Consider the following 18728-nt stretch of genomic DNA (forward strand, 5'->3'; position numbering starts at 1 on the left):
TGATGGCTGATCGAGGGGCAAGCATAACGTTTTATGCCTTAATCGCGTCTGAACAGCGACTATTTGTCCTCCATTTCGACCATCCGCCCGGCACCGCTGTCCGTGAGGCGACGCGACAGCTATAATCGGCCGCTTTCCTCTTTGCCAAGTCCCCCTTAAGAGCCATGACTGAGTCCGTTCTCGACTATATGACCCGTCTGGGTCGCGCTGCCCGCGAGGCTTCCCGCGTGATCGGCCGTGCCAGCACCGCGCAGAAGAACCGCGCCCTGCTGGCCGCCGCCGCCGCGCTGGACGCTGCCCGCGCCGAGCTGAGTGCCGCCAACGAACTCGATCTGGCCGCCGCCCGTGCCAATGGCCTGGAGCCGGCTCTGGTTGAACGTCTGGCCCTGACCCCTGAACGCATCGACGGCATGATCGTCGGCCTGCGCCAGGTGGCGAGCCTGCCGGACCCGGTGGGGGCGATCCGCGACATGAGCTACCGGCCTTCGGGGATCCAGGTCGGCAAGATGCGCGTGCCCCTGGGCGTGATCGGCATCATCTACGAGTCGCGGCCGAACGTGACCATCGATGCGGCCAGCCTGTGCCTCAAGTCGGGTAACGCGACCATCCTGCGCGGCGGCTCCGAGGCCATTCATTCCAACCGCGCCATTGCCGCCTGTATCCAGCGCGGCCTGGACGAAGCCGGTCTGCCGGCGGCCGTGGTGCAGGTGGTGGAAGTTACCGACCGCGCCGCCGTCGGGGCGCTGATCAGCATGCCCGAGTACGTCGACGTGATCGTGCCGCGCGGTGGCAAGGGCCTGATCGAGCGGGTCAGCCGCGAGGCGCGGGTGCCGGTGATCAAGCACCTGGACGGCATCTGCCATGTGTATGTCAGCGCCCACGCCGACCTGGCGAAGGCCCGCGACATCGCCTTCAACGCCAAGACCTACCGTTATGGCATCTGCGGTGCCATGGAAACCTTGCTGGTGGATAAGGCGGTCGCCGCCGAATTTCTCCCGGCCATGGCCGAGCGCCTGCGCACCAAGGGCGTCGAGCTGCGCGGTTGCGAGCGGACCCGGGCGGTGATCGAGGCCATCGCCGCCAGCGAAGAAGACTGGAGCACCGAATACCTGGCGCCGATCCTGTCGATTCGGGTGGTCGACGGGCTGGACGCGGCCATCGAGCACATCAACCACTACGGCTCGCACCATACCGACGCCATCGTCACCGAGAACCTGGCGCAGTCCCGGGCCTTCATGGCCGAAGTCGACTCCAGTTCGGTGATGCTCAATGCCCCGACCTGCTTCGCCGACGGCTTCGAATACGGATTGGGTGCCGAGATCGGCATTTCTACTGATAAGCTGCACGCCCGCGGCCCGGTAGGGCTGGAAGGCCTGACCTGCGAGAAGTACATCGTGGTCGGCGACGGGCAGTTGCGCGGTCAGGCCGCGGTCTGAGCGAGTGAGTAAACGTCTGCCAGCCGTCGTCAGCCCGCGCCAGGTTCCGCCCCGGCGCATTGGCGTGCTCGGCGGAACCTTCGACCCGGTGCACATCGGCCATTTGCGCAGTGCCCTGGAAGTCGCGGAGCTGATGGACCTCGATGAGTTGCGCCTGACCCCCAGTGCCCGGCCGCCCCATCGGGATACACCGCAGGTCTCGGCCATTGATCGATTGGCCATGGTCGATTGCGCGGTGGCCGGCGTCAGCCCGCTGGTGGTGGACGACCGCGAGCTGCAACGGGACAAGCCGTCCTACACGATCGACACCCTGGAACTGATGCGCGCCGAGCTGGCCGCCGAGGACCAGTTATTCTTGTTGTTGGGCTGGGACGCATTTTGCGGCCTGCCCACGTGGCACCGCTGGGAAGAATTGCTCCAGCATTGCCATATCCTGGTGCTGCAACGCCCGGATGCCGACAGCGAACCGCCGGATGCCTTGCGCAATCTGCTGGCCGCGCGGTCGGTCAGCGACCCGAAGGCCCTGCCGGGGCCTGGCGGGCATATTACATTCGTCTGGCAGACACCTCTCGCGGTGTCGGCCACCCAGATCCGTCAACTGCTGGCCAGCGGTAAGTCGGTACGTTACCTGGTGCCTGACGCGGTCCTGGCCTATATCGATGCGCACGGGCTGTACCGTGCGTCGAACTGAAACGGCGCGCTTGAAAGCACGAATAGTCGTGTATTGAAGCGCCCGAACATATGAGCAAAACGAGTTTTTTATGACCAACAACGACGTAAACAAAGTAAAGCGCAAAGGCACGTTCAAGAGTGCTCCGCTGCCGGAGAAAGTCCTCAGCGGTGAGCCCCTCAAGGGTGAAGAGCTGGTCAAGATTGCCGTAGCCGCCCTGGAAGACGTCAAGGGCCAGGACATCCTGGTGATCGACGTTCGTGAAAAGCAGAGCATCACCGACTTCATGATCATCGCCACCGGTACCTCCAACCGCCAGATCGGCGCGATGCTGGACAAGGTCCGCGAAGCGGTCAAGGCCCTGGGCATCAAGCCGCTGGGTGAAGAAGGCAAGGGTGACAGCGACTGGGTACTGTTGGATATGGACGACGTGATCGTCCACATGATGACCGCCAGCGCTCGCCAGTTCTATGACCTGGAGCGTTTGTGGCAGGGTGCCGAGCAGAGCCGTTCGGCCAGCGCCGCGCACCACAGCCCGGAAAACACCCATGAGCATTTCATCAAGCTCAACAAAGACCAGGAATAAGGTGGCGTTGTGCGCCTGCGCCTGATTGCTGTCGGTTCACGCATGCCCAAGTGGGTGGAAGAGGGTTGGCACGAGTATGCCAAGCGTCTGCCATCCGAACTGGCGCTGGAACTGGTGGAAATTCCGCTCAATACCCGGGGCAAGAACGCCGACGTGACGCGTTTTATCCGTCAGGAAGGCGAAGCGATGCTGGCCAAGGTCGGTCCGAACGAGCGGATCGTCACGCTGGAGGTCCATGGCAAGCCGTGGAGCACCGAGCAGTTGGCGGTCGAGCTGGATCGCTGGCGGCTGGATTCGCGCACGGTCAACTTCATGGTCGGCGGTCCCGAGGGGCTGGCGCCGGAAGTCTGTGCGCGGGCCGATCAGCGCTGGTCGCTGTCGCCGCTGACCTTGCCGCACCCCTTGGTGCGGATCCTGATCGGTGAACAGCTGTATCGCGCCTGGACCGTGCTGTCCGGGCATCCTTACCATAAATAAGCCTGCCGAATGACCCAGCCGATTCGCCTCAAGGACCACGAGAAAGACGCCCGTCTGGTGCGTAACCGTGTCGTGGTCGGCGCAATTGTGGTGGTGGCGCTGATCGGCGTGCTGATCGCCCGGTTGTATTTCCTCCAGGTGATCCAGTACGACTATCACTCGACCAAGTCGGAAAACAACCGCGTCCATGTCCAGTCGATTCCGCCCAGCCGTGGCCTGATCTACGACCGTAATGGCCTTGTAGTGGCGGATAACCGGCCCAGCTTCAGCCTGAGCGTGACCCGTGAGCGTTCGGGGGACTGGCGCCAGGTGCTGGACGTGCTGGTGGAGGTCCTGCAGCTCACCCCGGAAGATCGTGTTCTTTTCGAAAAACGCGTGCGCCAGGGCCGGCGGCCGTTCGAGCCGGTGCCGATCCTGTTCGAGTTGACCGAAGAGCAGATCGCCCGGGTGGCCGTGAACCAGTTCCGCCTGCCGGGCGTCGAGGTGGTCGCGCAATTGGTTCGCCATTATCCCCAGGGTGCGCACTTCGCGCACTCGGTGGGCTATATGGGGCGGATCAACGAAGCGGAGCTCAAGGCCCTGGACCCGGTGAACTACAGCGGCACCCACCATATCGGCAAGACCGGCATCGAGCGTTTCTACGAGGCCGAGCTGCATGGCCAGGTGGGTTACGAGGAAGTCGAGACCAACGCCCGCGGGCGTATCCTGCGGGTGCTCAAGCGCACCGACCCGGTGCCGGGCAAGGACATTGTCCTGAGTCTGGACATCAAGTTGCAGGAAGCCGCCGAAGAAGCCCTCGGCGGTCGCCGTGGCGCCGTGGTAGCGCTGAACCCGGCCACCGGCGAGGTGCTGGCGATGGTCAGCCAACCGAGTTTCGACCCGAACCTGTTCGTCACCGGGATCGGCTTCAAGGCCTACGCCGAGTTGCGCGACTCCATCGATCGGCCGCTGTTCAACCGGGTGCTGCGCGGCCTTTATCCGCCGGGTTCGACCATCAAGCCGGCGGTGGCGATTGCCGGACTCGACAGCGGCGTGGTCAACGCTACGACGCGGGTTTTCGACCCCGGTTACTACGAACTGCCCAATTACGATCACAAATACCGCAACTGGAACCGCACCGGCGATGGCTGGGTGGACCTGGACACGGCGATCATGCGTTCCAACGACACCTACTTTTATGACCTGGCCCACAAGCTGGGCATCGACCGGCTGTCCACCTACATGAACAAGTTCGGCCTGGGCCAGAAGGTCTCCCTGGACATGTTCGAGGAATCGCCGGGGCTGATGCCTTCGCGCGAATGGAAGCGCACCACCCGGCGCCAGGCCTGGTTCCCCGGCGAAACCCTGATCCTCGGCATCGGCCAGGGCTATATGCAGGCCACGCCCCTGCAACTGGCCCAGGCCACGGCGTTGGTGGCGAACAAGGGCGTGTGGAACCGTCCGCACCTGGCCAAGACCATCGAAGGCCAGAAACCGCTGGATAAAGACCCGATGCCGGACATCGTCCTGCGTAACCAGGCGGATTGGGACAAGGTCAGCCATGGTATGCAGCAAGTGATGCACGGTGCCCGTGGCACCGCGCGCAAGGCGGCCGTCGGTTCGCAGTACCTGATCGCCGGCAAGAGCGGGACCGCCCAGGTCGTGGCGATCAAGCAGGGCGAGAAGTACGACCGCTCGAAAGTCCAGGAACGTCATCGCGACCACGCCCTGTTCGTCGGCTTCGCCCCGGCCAACAACCCGAAAATTGCCGTGGCGGTGATGGTCGAGAACGGTGAGTCCGGTTCCGGCGTCGCCGCGCCGGTGGTTCGCCAGGTCATGGACGCCTGGTTGCTCGGCCCGGATGGCAAGCTCAAACCCGAATATGCCGACTCAACCCCCTTGCAGGTGATGCCTTGATCGCCAATTTCGACCGCATCCTCTCCAGTGAAGATGTGATGCGCCGCCGGGCCACCTTGTTGCAACGCATGCACATTGATGGCCCCTTGCTGGTCCTGCTGCTGACCCTGGCGGCCGGTAGCCTGTTCGTCCTCTATTCGGCCAGCGGCAAGAGCTGGGACCTGCTGATCAAGCAGGCCACCTCCTTCGGCATCGGCCTGGTCTCGATGTTCGTCATCGCCCAGCTCGAACCGCGCTTCATGGCGCGCTGGGTGCCACTGACCTACGTGCTGGGGGTGATGCTGCTGGTGGTGGTGGATGTCATGGGGCACAACGCCATGGGCGCCACGCGCTGGATCAATATTCCCGGGGTGATCCGCTTCCAACCGTCGGAATTCATGAAGATCCTGATGCCGGCGACCATCGCCTGGTACCTGTCCAAGCGCACCCTGCCGCCGCAGCTCAAGCACGTGGCCATCAGCCTGATGCTGATCGGCGTGCCGTTTATCCTGATCGTCCGCCAGCCCGACCTCGGCACCTCGCTGCTGGTCCTGGCCGGCGGTGCGTTCGTGCTGTTCATGGGCGGCCTGCGCTGGCGCTGGATCATCAGCGTACTGGCGGCGGCTATACCGGTGGCGGTGGGCATGTGGTTCTTTATCATGCACGACTACCAGAAACAGCGGATCCTGACCTTCCTCGACCCGGAAAGCGATCCGCTGGGCACCGGCTGGAATATCATCCAGTCCAAGGCCGCCATCGGTTCCGGTGGTGTATTCGGCAAGGGCTGGCTGCTGGGCACCCAGTCGCACCTGGACTTCCTGCCGGAAAGCCATACCGATTTCATTATCGCGGTGATGGGCGAAGAGTTCGGCCTGGTGGGTATTTGCGCCTTGCTGCTGCTCTACCTGCTGCTGATCGGGCGCGGGCTGGTGATTACCGCCCAGGCCCAGACGCTGTTCGGCAAACTGCTGGCCGGCAGCCTGACCATGACGTTTTTTGTGTATGTTTTCGTCAACATCGGTATGGTCAGCGGTCTGCTGCCGGTGGTGGGGGTACCGTTGCCATTCATTAGCTATGGCGGAACTTCGCTGGTGACACTGCTGTCAGCGTTTGGGGTTTTGATGTCGATCCATACCCACCGCAAGTGGATCGCACAGGTTTGAGCAAGGTGAACAATTCAATGCAAGTATTGCGCGGTTGGGCGGCTCGGTGTGCGCCCTGGATAGGCCTGGTCGGCTGTCTGGGGGCAGGAACGGGCGCGCTGGCCGGTGACTACGAAGGTTCGCCGCAAGTGGCCCAGTTCGTCGCGGAAATGACCCGCGACTACGGCTTTGCCGGTGAGCAACTGATGGAGGTGTTCCGTCAGGTCGAACGCAAGCAGAGCATTCTCGACGCGATTTCCCGCCCGGCGGAACGGGTCAAGCCGTGGAAGGAATACCGGCCGATCTTTATCACCGAGGCGCGGGTGGCCCGCGGCGTCGACTTCTGGCGCCAGCATGAAGCGGCCCTGGCCCGTGCCGAGCAGGAATACGGCGTGCCGGCCCAGGTGATTGTCTCGATCATCGGCGTGGAAACCTTTTTTGGCCGTAACACCGGCAATTACCGGGTGATCGACGCCTTGTCGACCCTGGGCTTCGACTATCCGCCGCGGGCCGATTTTTTCCGCAAGGAGTTGCGTGAATTCCTCCTGCTGGCCCGTGAAGAGCAGCTCGACCCGCTGAGCCTCAAGGGCTCCTACGCCGGAGCCATGGGCCTGCCGCAGTTCATGCCGAGCAGTTTTCGCGCCTATGCGGTGGATTTCGACGGCACCGGCCATATCAATATCTGGACCAACGCCGACGACGCCATCGGCAGCGTGGCCAGCTATTTCAAGCGCCACGGCTGGGTCGCCGGGGAACTGGTGGTCAGCCGCGCGGATGTGCGCGGCGACCAGGTCGACCAGGGCCTGAGCCCGGGTCTCGAGCCGGTCAAGACCGTTGGGGAGTTGCGGGCGCTGGGCTGGTCGAGTCATGATGCGTTGCGCGATGATATGCCAGTGACGGCGTTTCGCCTGGACGGCGACAATGGCCCGGAATATTGGATGGGCCTGAAGAATTTTTATGCGATCACGCGCTATAACCGCAGCGTAATGTACGCCATGGCCGTGCATCAGCTGTCTGACCTGTTGGTCCAAGCACGGGGCGTCAAGTAATGCAGGCTTTGCCGATTCCAAAACCACTGAAGCTGTTGGCTTACACCGCGTTGGCGGTGCTGGTGGTCAGTTGTTCGACCAGCCGCTCGCCCTACCAGTCGTCGTCCTCTTCCAATGCCATCCGCGCCAAGCCGGGCCTGGACATCAACCGTGCCCATAAAGACGGCGCGCCGTGGTGGGACGTCGATGTGTCGCGGATCCCGGATGCCACGCCGACCTTGCACACCGGGCCGTACAAGGCCAACCCCTACACGGTGCTGGGCAAGACCTATTTCCCGCTGACCGACTCCAAGCGCTACGTGGCCCAGGGCACGGCGTCTTGGTACGGCACCAAGTTCCATGGCCAGAACACCGCCAATGGCGAGGTCTATGACCTGTATGGCATGAGTGCCGCGCACAAGACCCTGCCGTTGCCCAGCTATGTGCGGGTGACCAACCTGGACAACAACCGCAGCGTGATCTTGCGGGTCAACGACCGCGGGCCGTTCTATTCGGATCGGATCATCGACCTGTCCTACGCCGCCGCGAAAAAGCTCGGTTATGCCGAGATCGGCACGGCGCGGGTCAAGGTCGAGGGCATCGACCCGCAGGAATGGTGGGCCCAGAAGGGGCGGCCGGCGCCGCTGATGCTCAACGAACCGCAAGTGGCGCAGTCCCAGGCTCCAGCCCTGACCGCGTCCACCGGGACGATCGAGCAGTGGACGCCGCCACCGCAGCAACACGCCACCGACGTTGTGCCCGTACAGGCTGACGCAAAAAAAAACGGTTCTGCACCAGCCTCTGGCCAGTATCTCCAGGTGGGCGCCTTCGCCAACCCGGACGCTGCCGAACTGTTGAGGTCGAAGCTAAGCTCGATGGTGAAAGCGCCGGTCTTCGTCAGCTCGATCGTGCGCAACCAGCAGACCCTGCATCGGGTACGGATGGGGCCGATCGGCACGCCGGGTGAGGTCCAGCAAGTGCAGAACAGCGTACGTCTGGCCAATCTCGGTTCACCAAGTCTGGTGACGTCGGAGTAACACAGGCACAATTGTGGATTAGGCTGCTTTTCAGGGGCCGGGTCCTGGGTTGTTGGTTCGTTTGATAATAAAAGCCTGGAAAGGGTGGTGGAGCGAGCAACCTGACACGGGGCAGTTGGAAAACTGCCGGATTTATTTTTGCCCGCGAGGGCAAGTTTCCATTAGCGATTTCGAGAGACGGATGAACATCACCACCTTTGCCAAACGTTTGTGCCTGCTTGTACCCCTGATCGTTGCGCCTGCCGCCTGGGCCGCCGATGACATGGCCCTGCCGGCTTCGCCGCAACTGGCCGCCAAAGCCTATGTACTCATGGATGCCGCCAGCGGCAACGTGCTGGTCGAGAACAATGGCGACCAGCGCCTGCCCCCGGCCAGCCTGACCAAACTGATGAGCGCCTACATCGCGACCAAGGAAATCCGTCGCGGGCAGATCGGCGAGAACGATATGGTGACCGTCAGCGAAAACGCCTGGCGCACCGGCGGCTCGCGGATGTTCATCAAGGTCGGTTCCCAGGTGACCGTCAGCGACCTGCTGCACGGCATCATCATCCAGTCCGGCAACGACGCCACCGTGGCGCTGTCCGAGCACATCGCCGGCAGCGAAGACGCGTTCGCCGACATGATGAACAAGACGGCTGGCGAACTGGGCATGACCAACAGCCACTTCATGAACCCGACCGGCTTGCCGAACCCGGATCACTACTCTTCGCCTCACGACATGGCGGTCCTGGCTCGGGCGATCATTCGTCTCGACCCGGTGCACTACGCGATCTACTCGCAGAAAGAGTTCTTCTGGAACGGCATCAAGCAGCCTAACCGCAACCTGCTGCTGTGGCGCGACAAAACGGTCGACGGCCTGAAAACCGGCCACACCGAAGAGGCCGGTTACTGCATGGTGGCCTCGGCGGTACGTGACGGCCAGCGCCTGATCGCCGTGGTGTTCGGTACCAACAGCGAATCGGCACGTGCTTCTGAAACCCAGAAGCTGCTGACCTACGGTTTCCGTTTCTTCGAAACCCAGACCTTCTACCAGAAGGGCACCGAACTGGCCCAGGCACCGGTCTGGAAAGGCACCACCCACCAGGTCAAGGCCGGCCTGGCCGAAGACCTGACCATGACCATGCCTAAAGGCCAGCTGAAGAAGCTCGCCGCCAGCATGACCATGAACCCGAAACTGGTCGCACCGATTGCCAAGGGTGACGTGATCGGTAAAGTCGAAGTCAAACTGGACGACAAAGTGGTACACAGCGCCGATCTGATCGCGCTGGACGCGGTCGAGGAAGGTGGTATCTTCCGTCGCCTGTGGGACAGCATCCGTATGTTCTTCTACGGCATGTTCAACTGAGGTCGACCGCTAACAGAAAGTGTCGATTTGCGTACCTCGCGCCTGACCCGGGCGTGAGGTATGTCCGTTGCCTGGGCTTACGAGGCCGTTATTGTCATGACAGACACTGAAGTAAAAGCACCGAAAATCGAATTCCCCGTTACCGACTACCCGGTCAAGGTCATCAGCGACACGGGTGTGGGCAACAAGGACAAGATCCTCGAGATCGTCAAGAAACACGCCACGATCAACGATAACCGGGTGGACGAGCGCCAGAGCACCAACGGCAAGTACACCACGATCCAGCTGCATATCGTGGCCACTGGCCAGGACCAGCTGTACGACATCAACAGCGAGTTGCGGGCCACCGGTTTCGTGCACATGGTGCTGTGATGGGCGGTGTGCTGGGCTTTCGCGAGCTCGGCCAGACCCCTTACGAGCCGGTCTGGCATGCCATGCAGCGTTTTACCGATGGGCGCAAGAACGCGGACGCACCGGACGAAATCTGGCTGGTGCAGCATCCGTCGGTGTTCACCCAGGGCCAGGCCGGCAAGGCCGAGCATGTGCTGCTGCCGGGAGATATTCCGGTGGTCAAGGTCGATCGCGGCGGCCAGGTGACTTATCATGGCCCCGGCCAACTGGTGGCCTATCTGTTGCTGGATGTTCGCCGCCTGGGTTTTGGCGTGCGCGAACTGGTCAGCCGGATGGAGCGTTGCCTGATCGATCTGTTGGCCGGCTATGGCGTGAACGCCGAGGCCAAGGCCGACGCCCCCGGCGTGTATGTCGACGGGGCGAAGATCGCCTCCTTGGGCCTGCGGATTCGCAACGGCTGTTCGTTCCATGGCCTGGCGCTGAATGTCGACATGGACCTTGGGCCGTTTCGACGGATTAACCCCTGCGGTTATGCGGGGCTGGCGATGACCCAGCTGCGCGACCACACAGGACCGATTGAATTTGCCGAGGTAAGTGCCCGGCTGCGCGCGCAGCTCGTCAAACACCTCGACTATGCTGAGCAGACGACCCTCACGGGCGGAATCGATTGATATGACTACTGCGCAAGACGCTGTGCAAACCCTGATCCCGGCGCTGGACGTTTCCGAGCGCCCGGCCCGTGCGAAAGTCGAAACCGGCGTCAAGCTGCGTGGCGCCGAGAAAGTCGCACGTATCCCGGTGAAGATCATTCCGACCACCGAACTGCCGAAGAAACCCGACTGGATCCGCGTGCGCATCCCGGTTTCGCCGGAAGTCGACCGTATCAAGCAATTGCTGCGCAAGCACAAGCTGCACAGCGTCTGTGAAGAGGCTTCCTGCCCGAACCTGGGCGAGTGCTTCAGCGGCGGTACCGCGACCTTCATGATCATGGGTGATATCTGCACCCGTCGTTGCCCGTTCTGCGACGTCGGCCACGGCCGGCCGAAGCCCCTGGACGTCAACGAGCCGCAAAGCCTGGCCATTGCCATCGCCGACCTGCGCCTGAAGTACGTGGTGATCACCTCCGTGGATCGTGACGACCTGCGTGACGGCGGTGCCCAGCACTTCGCCGACTGCATCCGCGAGATCCGCAAGCTGTCGCCGAACGTGCAGCTCGAGACCCTGGTCCCCGACTACCGTGGGCGCATGGACATCGCGCTGGAAATCACCGCCGCCGAGCCGCCGGATGTGTTCAACCACAACCTGGAAACCGTGCCACGCCTGTACAAGGCCGCGCGCCCGGGTTCCGACTACCAGTGGTCGCTGACCCTGCTGCAACGCTTCAAGCAGATGATGCCGCACATTCCGACCAAGTCCGGCTTGATGCTGGGCCTGGGCGAAACCGACGAGGAAGTCATCGAAGTCATGCAGCGCATGCGCGAGCACGACATCGACATGCTGACCCTCGGCCAGTACCTGCAGCCGTCCCGCAGCCACTTGCCGGTGCAGCGTTTCGTGCACCCGGACGTCTTCGCCTGGTTCGCCGAGGAAGGCTACAAGATGGGCTTCAAGAACGTGGCTTCCGGGCCGTTGGTGCGTTCGTCCTACCATGCCGACGAGCAGGCCAAGCTGGTCAAGGCTGAACTGCTGGGAGCGTAACCCTTGAACCGTCGTCGACCCGTGCAGGCTTCCTATCAGGTCCAGAGCGCGGTGCCGGCGCTACGGCAGGGCGGGGTGATCGGTTTGATCGCCCCGGCCGGTCCTGCTGCCCTTGACGTGCTCAGGGCGCAGGCGTGGGTTCAGGCCCGCGGCTATGAGCTGCGGATCTTTCCGGGTGTCTCGCAACGGGACGGTTACCTGGCCGGCAGTGATGAAGTCCGCCTGCGCGACTTGCACGACGCCTTTGCCGATCCTGAAATCGATGTGATTCTCTGCCTGCGCGGGGGTTATGGTTGTCCGCGTCTGTTGGACGACATTGATTTCGAATTACTTAAAAAACATCCAAAAGCCTTGGTCGGTTACAGCGATATCACTGCGCTGCACCTGGCGATTGCCCGTTATGCGGGGTTTATGACCTTTCATGGACCGTTGTTCAATGCGGATCTGCTCGGGGACAAGCTGCCGCCGACCGAGTCCTCGTTGTTCAACCTGCTGACCGGGCAGGTGCGCGCGGGTAGCGTGTTCGAGCATCCCGCGGCGTTTCCACTGACCACCGTGGTTCCGGGCGCCGCCTCGGGGCGCTTGCAAGGCGGCAACCTGTCGTTGATCTGCTCCACGCTGGGCACGCCCTATGAAATCGACACCAATGGCTTGATCCTGCTGATCGAGGACGTCAATGAGCCGCTGTACCGGGTTGACCGGTTACTCACACACCTGCGCCTGGCGGGCAAACTGGAAGGCCTGAGGGGCGTGTTGGTGGGGGATTTTGCCGGGGTCGACCCGGATGCGCTGGCGCGCTTGCTCAAGCAAGAGCTGGGGCCCTTGGGCATTCCGGTGCTGGCGGGTTGGCGCAGCGGGCATTGCGACCCGAACCTGACGTTGCCGCTGGGGGCGCAGGTGAGGTTGGATGCCGATGCGCGGCAGCTGGTGTTGGAGCAGGATGTGGTGCGCGCCGAATAACCTGGTTTTATCCACAATCTCACGGCTGATCAGATTCCTTGTAGGAGCCGGCAAGCCAGCTCCTACAGGGGGCAGTGCGCTTCTACCGGCTACGCAAGCTCTCCAGCAGCTTGTGATTCGGATAGCCATCCGCCGGCCAGCCCAACACTTGCTGGGCCCCACGAATCGCCTTGCGGGTATTCGCCCCGATAATCCCATCGGGATTGCCTGCGTCATAACCCTTGGTGCTGAGCAGGGTCTGCAACTCGATCCGCTCGGAACGGCTCAACGGCAGGTCATCCTTCGGCCAGTCGCCACGAATCAGACCCGCACCACCGAAGCGTTGGGACAACAAGCCCACCGCCAGCCCATAGGACGACGAATTGTTGTACTTGAGGATGGCGCGGAAGTTATCCAGCACCAGGAACGCCGGGCCGCGATAACCGGCCGGCAGCAGCAGGGCAGCGGACAGTGAGGCCGAGCCATTTGGCAATACGGCGCCCGCTGGCAAGCGAATACCCATTTGCAGCCACTCGTTCACCGTCTTGCGGATCGTGCCGTCGGCCTGGGCGTAGTCGAAGGCCTGTGGCAGCACCACTTCCAGTCCCCACGGCTGCCCACGCTGCCAGCCGGAGCTTTGCAGGTAGTTGGCGGTGGAGGCCAGCGCATCGGCCGAGTCGTTCCAGATATCGCGGCGACCGTCACCGTCGAAGTCCACCGCGTAGCTGTTGTAGGTGGTGGGGATGAACTGGGTCTGGCCCATGGCTCCGGCCCAGGAACCGAGCATCTGCTCAGGCTGGATATCGCCATGCTGGATAATCTGCAGCGCCGCCAGCAACTGGGCCTGGGCGAATCCCGGGCGGCGGCCTTCATAGGCCAGGGTCGCCAGTGAACGGATCACCGACTTGTCGCCCTGGAACTGGCCGAAATTGCTTTCCATGCCCCATACCGCCACCAGGGCCTCACGGTCGACACCATAACGTTGTTCAATGCTCGCCAGCAGCGCGCTGTTCTGTACCAGCAGGGCCTGGCCCTTGCGCACACGCACGGGGGACAGGGCGCCGTCGAGGTATTCCCAGACCGGACGGGTGAACTCCGGCTGGCTGCGGTCGGCCTTGATTACGCTCATGTCCGGGGTGACACCGGCAAAGGCGGTATCGAAGATGGCGGGCGTGATGCCGGCTCTCAGGGCTTCGATACGGAAGGCGGACATCCATTCATCGAAGCTTTGCGCAGGCTGGATCGTCAGGTCGTCATTGACCTGTGGCTGGGTGGTGACCGGGGCTGCGGGGAGGGTTTGCAGCGGCTCGGCGTCGGCGGCGGTCGGCTTTTCCGCGCAGGCAACTAACAGGATGAAGCTGGTGGCGGCGAACAGTCGACGTAGGGGACGACGAAGGGTAAGGCAAAAGGGCATGCGCGGGTCCGGATAATGCGAATCAGGTGCTGACCTTACCATGCTTGAGGGGGTGGAGTCGTGATGGCGCTCTATGCTTTCAGGCCGCCAGAAAGTAAGAAGCCTCCCAGCTTTTAGACTGGAAGGCTTCGCGGCGGTAGCTGCCTTTGCCCTTCGCCGGTTGTTCCTGACGGCTGCGGAACAGTGGCTGGGCGATGATGGATTTGGCTTTATTGGGACGCTGCCGGGACGGCTTGCTCATGGACGTGCACTCTTGAGGTGTGTTGAAGAGTGCGAATCATCGGGCAGATGCGGGTGTCTGTCCAGTGGGGGCATTTGGCTATGCTGGCGGTTATTCCGCTGGCAATGCCAGGCGTTGTCCACACATCAACAGGCTCAGCCGACTCAGGCTGCTCCATGGGGAGCCCGCCGCCTGACCCTTGATCTGCGCGTCGATGCGTTGCGCGTCCAGCAACAGCTGGCTCCAGCGTTGCGCCGAGTGCCGTTGCAGGGCCTTGCTCATCAGCGGCTTGCGTTTGTCCCAGACCGGGGGGCGGGCCTGGCTGAAGGCCTTGTCCAGCGGTGTGCCCTGGCTGTATTGCAGCGACAGGTTGGCCAGCAGCCGCAGTTCCCGGGCCAGGGCCCAGAGAATCACCGGTGGCTCGACCCCTTCGCCACGCAACCCTTCGAGCATCCGCAAGGCATGGGCCGCTTCGCCGTTAAGCACCGCATCCACCAGGCCAAACACATCGAAACGAGCACTGTCGGCCACAGCCGCCTGCACCGTTTCCACAGTGATCTGTCCACCCTCGGCCATCAGCTTGAGCTTTTCGATTTCCTGGGCAGCGGCCAGCAGGTTGCCTTCGACCCGCGCGGCAATCAGTTCCACCGCGTCCTGCTGGGCCGAAAGGCCGGCCTGGGACAGGCGCTGGCGAATCCACTGCGGCAGCTGCGCGGCGTCCACCGGCCAGATCTGAATGAACTGGGTGTCCTGGCCTTCGACCAGGGCCTTGCCCCACTTGGTCTTCTGGGCGCTGCCATCGAGCTTGGGCAGGCTGATCAGCAGCAGGGTGTCTTCGGCCGGACGCGAGCAGTATTCGATCAGTGCCGCGGCGCCCTTGTCCCCGGGCTTGCCCGAAGGCAGGCGCAGTTCCAGCAGGCGTTTTTCGGCGAACAGCGACATGCTGGCACCGGCTTGCAGCAGCGTGCCCCAGTCGAAGTTGGCGTCGGCGCTGAACACCTGGCGTTCGTCGAAACCCTGTTGGCGAGCGGCACTACGAATGGCGTCGGCGGCTTCCTGGCACAGCAGCGGATCGTCGCCGCTGATGACGTAGACCGGCGCAAGGCTGCCTTGCAGGTGTTTGGCGAGTTGGGCGGGGGCGAGTTTCATAGGCGGGCAACGGCGGGGCGCCCAGGGCGCCCCGACAGGCTTATTGCTTAGGCAGTTGCAGCGGCGATTGCTGCGGCTGCGACGCTTCGTACTTGCGCGCGGCTTCCAGGGCGTCGGCATCGGCCTTGGCCTTGTTGTCGGCGGTCTGTTGCAGGGCGTCCAGTTGGGCTGGCGTCAGCAATTGCAGGCGCAGGACCATCCGTTGAATCAGGTCGCGACGCATTTCCCTGCGCAGTTGACCCGCTTCGGCGTCTCCGGCAGTGATGTTGTTGCCGTCGTGCACGTAGTACTTCTGTATTTGCAGCTTGCCGGTCAGCAGTTGCAGGTCGTGGTCGCCGCGGATTTCATAGTACAGCGCGGTATTGAGCTCGTACTCGGCGTTGCGGCCGGAGCCCGAGTAGGTCGCGTCACGCTGGGTTTCCTGCTCGTCGGTCAGGACCAGCTTGTAAGGCGCGCCGCTGTAGACCTTGACGCCGCTGTGCTCGAGGACCTGGGTCAACTGCTTGACCGTGTCGCCATAGGCGTTACGGGCACTGACCGACAGTTCCTTGATGCTCAGTTGGTTGGTGCCGGTGCCGCGCAGCTGGAAGCCGCAGGCGCTCAGCAACACGGCGAGGCCCATTACCAGCAAATTGCGTTTGATCATCTTGTTGCTCCCCTTGAAACCCTGTGGGTCGACGGTGCGACCGCGGAAGTCTTGCAAGGCGCCCGCAACAGCAGGCGCCCGATCCTGTTCAGCTGGCGACAATATTGACCAGTTTGCCGGGCACGACGATCACTTTACGAATCGTCAGGCCATCGGTGAAGCGCAGTACGTTTTCGTTGACCCGCGCCGCTGCTTCGATTTCTTCACGGCTGGCGCTGGCCGGCATGTCGATCTGGCCACGCAGCTTGCCGTTGACCTGGATCACCAGTTGCAGGCTGTCCTGGACCAGCGCGCTGTCATCCAGCACCGGCCAGCTGGCATCGATGATGGCGCCATCGTGCCCCAGGCGGTTCCACAGCTCGTGGCTGATGTGCGGGGTGATCGGTGCCAGCAACAGGGCCACGGTTTCCAGACCTTCCTGGACCAGGGCTCGATCCTGCGCGGTGCCTTGCGGGGCTTTTTCCAGCACGTTCATCAGTGTCATCACCTGGGCGATGGCGGTGTTGAATTTGTGGTGCTGGCCGACATCCTGGCTGGCTTGCTTGATCGCCAGGTGGATCGAACGACGAATGACTTTCTGCTCATCGCTCAGTGTCGCCAGTTCCAGCTTGCCCGGCAGGCCCTGGGTCACATGGGCCTGGGCCAGGCGCCAGACGCGCTTGAGGAAGCGGTGCGAGCCTTCCACGCCTGAGTCGGACCATTCCAGGCTCATGTCGGGCGGCGAGGCGAACATCATGAACAGGCGGCAGGTGTCGGCGCCATACTGCTCGATCATCGACTGTGGATCGACGCCGTTGTTTTTCGACTTGGCCATCTTCTCGGTGCCGCCGATTTCCACCGGCAGGCCATCGCTGATCAGCTTGGCGCCAATGATCTTGGCCTTGCTGTCGCGCTCGAGTTCGACGTCCGCCGGGTTGAACCAGGTGTAGCCGCCGTTGGCTTCGCGGCGGTAGTAGGTCTCGGCGACCACCATGCCCTGGGTCAACAGGTTCTTGAACGGCTCGTTGGAACTGACCAGGCCTTCGTCGCGCATCAACTTGTGGAAGAAGCGCGCGTAGAGCAGGTGCAGGATCGCGTGTTCGATACCGCCGATGTACTGATCCACCGGCAGCCAGTGGTCGGCGGCTTTCGGATCGACCAGGCCACCCTCGTAGTGCGGCGAGGCGTAGCGGGCGTAGTACCAGGACGACTCGACGAAAGTGTCCATGGTGTCGGTTTCACGCTTGGCCGGTGCGCCGCATTTCGGGCAGCTGCACTCGTAGAACTCGGGCATGCGCGCCAGTGGCGAACCGGCGCCGTCCGGCACCACGTCTTCCGGCAGTACGACCGGCAGCTGGTCTTCCGGGACCGGCACGTCACCGCAGGTGTCGCAGTGGATGATCGGGATCGGGCAGCCCCAGTAGCGCTGGCGGCTGATGCCCCAGTCGCGCAGGCGGAACTGGGTGCGCGAGGCACCGAGGTTTTTCTTGATCAGCGCGACTTCCATGGCGTCGAACGCGCCGGCGAAGTCCAGGCCGTCGAACGTGCCGGAATTGATCAGGCTACCATGTTCGGCGTAGGCGTCCTGCCACGGTGCCGGGGTGGTATCGCCCGAGCTGGTGCGCACCACCGACTTGATCGGCAGGTTGTACTTGTGGGCGAACTCGAAATCACGCTCGTCGTGGGCCGGTACGGCCATGACCGCACCGTCGCCGTAGTGCATCAGCACGTAGTTGGCGACCCACACCGGCAGTTGCTCGCCGGTCAGCGGGTGCTCGACGAACAGGCCGGTCGGCAGGCCTTTCTTTTCCTGGGTGGCGACGTCGGCTTCGGCGACGCTGCCGCCCTTGCATTCGGCGATGAACGCCTGCAGCTCGGGGTTGTTGCGCGCGGCCAGGCTCGCCAGCGGATGCTCGGCGGCCACGGCGACGTAGGTCGCGCCCATCAGGGTGTCCGGACGGGTGGTGAAGACTTTCAGGCTGCCGGCTTCGCCGATGGAGTCGACGTGGTACGGGAACTGGACTTCCATGCCACGGGACTTGCCGATCCAGTTGCGCTGCATGGTCTTGACCTGTTCAGGCCAGCCCGGCAGTTCGTCGAGGCCTTCCAGCAGCTCATCGGCGTAGGCGGTGATCTTGAAGTAGTACATCGGGATTTCGCGCTTTTCGATCAGCGCGCCGGAACGCCAGCCGCGGCCGTCGATCACTTGCTCGTTGGCCAGTACGGTCTGGTCCACCGGGTCCCAGTTGACGGTACCGTTCTTGCGGTAGATCACGCCTTTTTCGAACAAGCGGGTGAACAGCCATTGTTCCCAACGGTAGTAATCCGGCTTGCAGGTGGTCACTTCGCGGGACCAGTCCACCGCCAGGCCCAGGCTGCGCAGCTGGGTCTTCATGTAGGCGATGTTTTCGTAGGTCCACTTGGCCGGTGCGACATTGTTCTTCATCGCGGCGTTTTCCGCCGGCATGCCGAAGGCGTCCCAACCCATGGGTTGCAGGACGTTCTTGCCTTGCATGCGCTGATAACGCGCGATCACGTCACCAATGGTGTAGTTGCGCACGTGCCCCATGTGTAGCTTGCCGCTGGGGTAAGGGAACATCGACAGGCAGTAGTACGTCTCCTTGCCTGGCTGTTCACTGACTTCAAAGGACTTTTGCGCATCCCAGAACGATTGGGCGGCGTTTTCGATTTCACGGGGCTGATAGTGTTCGTGCATGGCTACTTGTACTGGAAAGG

General features: G+C 62.9%; 18 protein-coding genes. 13 read left to right on the forward strand and 5 right to left on the reverse strand.

What is annotated here, in order from left to right:
- Window positions 1–164 precede the first annotated feature (164 nt).
- The 13 genes from M5C56_RS12565 to M5C56_RS12625 all read left to right on the forward strand — a co-directional run bounded on the left by M5C56_RS12565 (window position 165) and on the right by M5C56_RS12625 (window position 12605).
- Window positions 165–1436, forward strand: a complete 1272-nt coding sequence (locus M5C56_RS12565; RefSeq protein ID WP_103495807.1) for a glutamate-5-semialdehyde dehydrogenase — start codon at window positions 165–167, stop codon at window positions 1434–1436.
- A 16-nt stretch (window positions 1437–1452) separates the two neighbouring features.
- Window positions 1453–2127: a nicotinate-nucleotide adenylyltransferase gene (gene nadD / locus M5C56_RS12570; RefSeq protein ID WP_247263181.1), complete on the forward strand. Its 675-nt coding sequence runs from the start codon at window positions 1453–1455 to the stop codon at window positions 2125–2127.
- A gap of 70 nt (window positions 2128–2197) precedes the next feature.
- On the forward strand, window positions 2198–2692 hold the full coding sequence (gene rsfS / locus M5C56_RS12575) for a ribosome silencing factor (RefSeq protein ID WP_103495809.1): 495 nt from the start codon (window positions 2198–2200) through the stop codon (window positions 2690–2692).
- A gap of 9 nt (window positions 2693–2701) precedes the next feature.
- The gene (gene rlmH, locus M5C56_RS12580; protein ID WP_040071182.1) at window positions 2702–3169 is read left to right on the forward strand and encodes a 23S rRNA (pseudouridine(1915)-N(3))-methyltransferase RlmH; all 468 of its coding nucleotides are present in this window, start codon (window positions 2702–2704) and stop codon (window positions 3167–3169) included.
- A gap of 9 nt (window positions 3170–3178) precedes the next feature.
- Window positions 3179–5065: a penicillin-binding protein 2 gene (gene mrdA / locus M5C56_RS12585; RefSeq protein WP_103495810.1), complete on the forward strand. Its 1887-nt coding sequence runs from the start codon at window positions 3179–3181 to the stop codon at window positions 5063–5065.
- Window positions 5066–5103: 38 nt separating this feature from the next.
- On the forward strand, window positions 5104–6207 hold the full coding sequence (rodA, locus tag M5C56_RS12590) for a rod shape-determining protein RodA (RefSeq protein WP_177099602.1): 1104 nt from the start codon (window positions 5104–5106) through the stop codon (window positions 6205–6207).
- Between the two features lie 17 nt (window positions 6208–6224).
- Window positions 6225–7235 (forward strand): lytic murein transglycosylase B, encoded by a 1011-nt coding sequence (gene mltB / locus M5C56_RS12595; protein WP_103495811.1) that lies wholly within the window; start codon window positions 6225–6227, stop codon window positions 7233–7235.
- Window positions 7235–8251 carry a septal ring lytic transglycosylase RlpA family protein gene (locus M5C56_RS12600; protein WP_103495812.1) on the forward strand — a complete coding sequence of 339 codons (1017 nt, stop codon included), beginning with the start codon at window positions 7235–7237 and terminating at the stop codon, window positions 8249–8251. The genes mltB and M5C56_RS12600 overlap by 1 nt, the downstream gene beginning before the upstream one ends.
- A gap of 181 nt (window positions 8252–8432) precedes the next feature.
- A complete protein-coding gene (locus tag M5C56_RS12605; protein ID WP_103495813.1) occupies window positions 8433–9596 on the forward strand; it encodes a D-alanyl-D-alanine carboxypeptidase family protein in 1164 nt (387 codons plus the stop codon).
- A 96-nt stretch (window positions 9597–9692) separates the two neighbouring features.
- Complete coding sequence (locus M5C56_RS12610) at window positions 9693–9968, forward strand: DUF493 domain-containing protein (protein WP_103495864.1); 276 nt, start codon at window positions 9693–9695, stop codon at window positions 9966–9968.
- Entirely contained in the window at window positions 9968–10618 is a 651-nt protein-coding gene (gene lipB / locus M5C56_RS12615; protein ID WP_103495814.1) for a lipoyl(octanoyl) transferase LipB, read from the forward strand. Before M5C56_RS12610 ends, lipB begins: the two co-directional genes overlap by 1 nt.
- Window position 10619: 1 nt before the next feature.
- Window positions 10620–11645 (forward strand): lipoyl synthase, encoded by a 1026-nt coding sequence (gene lipA, locus M5C56_RS12620; protein WP_103495815.1) that lies wholly within the window; start codon window positions 10620–10622, stop codon window positions 11643–11645.
- 3 nt (window positions 11646–11648) lie between these two features.
- Entirely contained in the window at window positions 11649–12605 is a 957-nt protein-coding gene (locus tag M5C56_RS12625; RefSeq protein WP_103495816.1) for an LD-carboxypeptidase, read from the forward strand.
- 82 nt (window positions 12606–12687) lie between these two features.
- Here M5C56_RS12625 and M5C56_RS12630 read toward each other — a convergent pair whose 3' ends face one another.
- The 5 genes from M5C56_RS12630 to leuS all read right to left on the reverse strand — a co-directional run bounded on the left by M5C56_RS12630 (window position 12688) and on the right by leuS (window position 18708).
- Complete coding sequence (locus M5C56_RS12630; RefSeq protein WP_103495817.1) at window positions 12688–13998, reverse strand: lytic murein transglycosylase; 1311 nt, start codon at window positions 13996–13998, stop codon at window positions 12688–12690.
- 79 nt (window positions 13999–14077) lie between these two features.
- Window positions 14078–14239, reverse strand: coding sequence for an alternative ribosome rescue factor ArfA (gene arfA, locus M5C56_RS12635; protein WP_103495818.1), 162 nt, complete (start codon window positions 14237–14239; stop codon window positions 14078–14080).
- 90 nt (window positions 14240–14329) lie between these two features.
- Window positions 14330–15367 (reverse strand): DNA polymerase III subunit delta, encoded by a 1038-nt coding sequence (holA, locus tag M5C56_RS12640; RefSeq protein ID WP_103495819.1) that lies wholly within the window; start codon window positions 15365–15367, stop codon window positions 14330–14332.
- 40 nt (window positions 15368–15407) lie between these two features.
- Window positions 15408–16013: an LPS assembly lipoprotein LptE gene (gene lptE, locus M5C56_RS12645; protein WP_103495865.1), complete on the reverse strand. Its 606-nt coding sequence runs from the start codon at window positions 16011–16013 to the stop codon at window positions 15408–15410.
- Window positions 16014–16101: 88 nt separating this feature from the next.
- The gene (gene leuS, locus M5C56_RS12650; protein WP_103495820.1) at window positions 16102–18708 is read right to left on the reverse strand and encodes a leucine--tRNA ligase; all 2607 of its coding nucleotides are present in this window, start codon (window positions 18706–18708) and stop codon (window positions 16102–16104) included.
- Window positions 18709–18728 lie beyond the last annotated feature (20 nt).

Origin of the sequence: Pseudomonas sp. MWU13-2862, from assembly GCF_023242495.1 — a bacterium.
Taxonomy (GTDB): domain Bacteria; phylum Pseudomonadota; class Gammaproteobacteria; order Pseudomonadales; family Pseudomonadaceae; genus Aquipseudomonas; species Aquipseudomonas gingeri_D.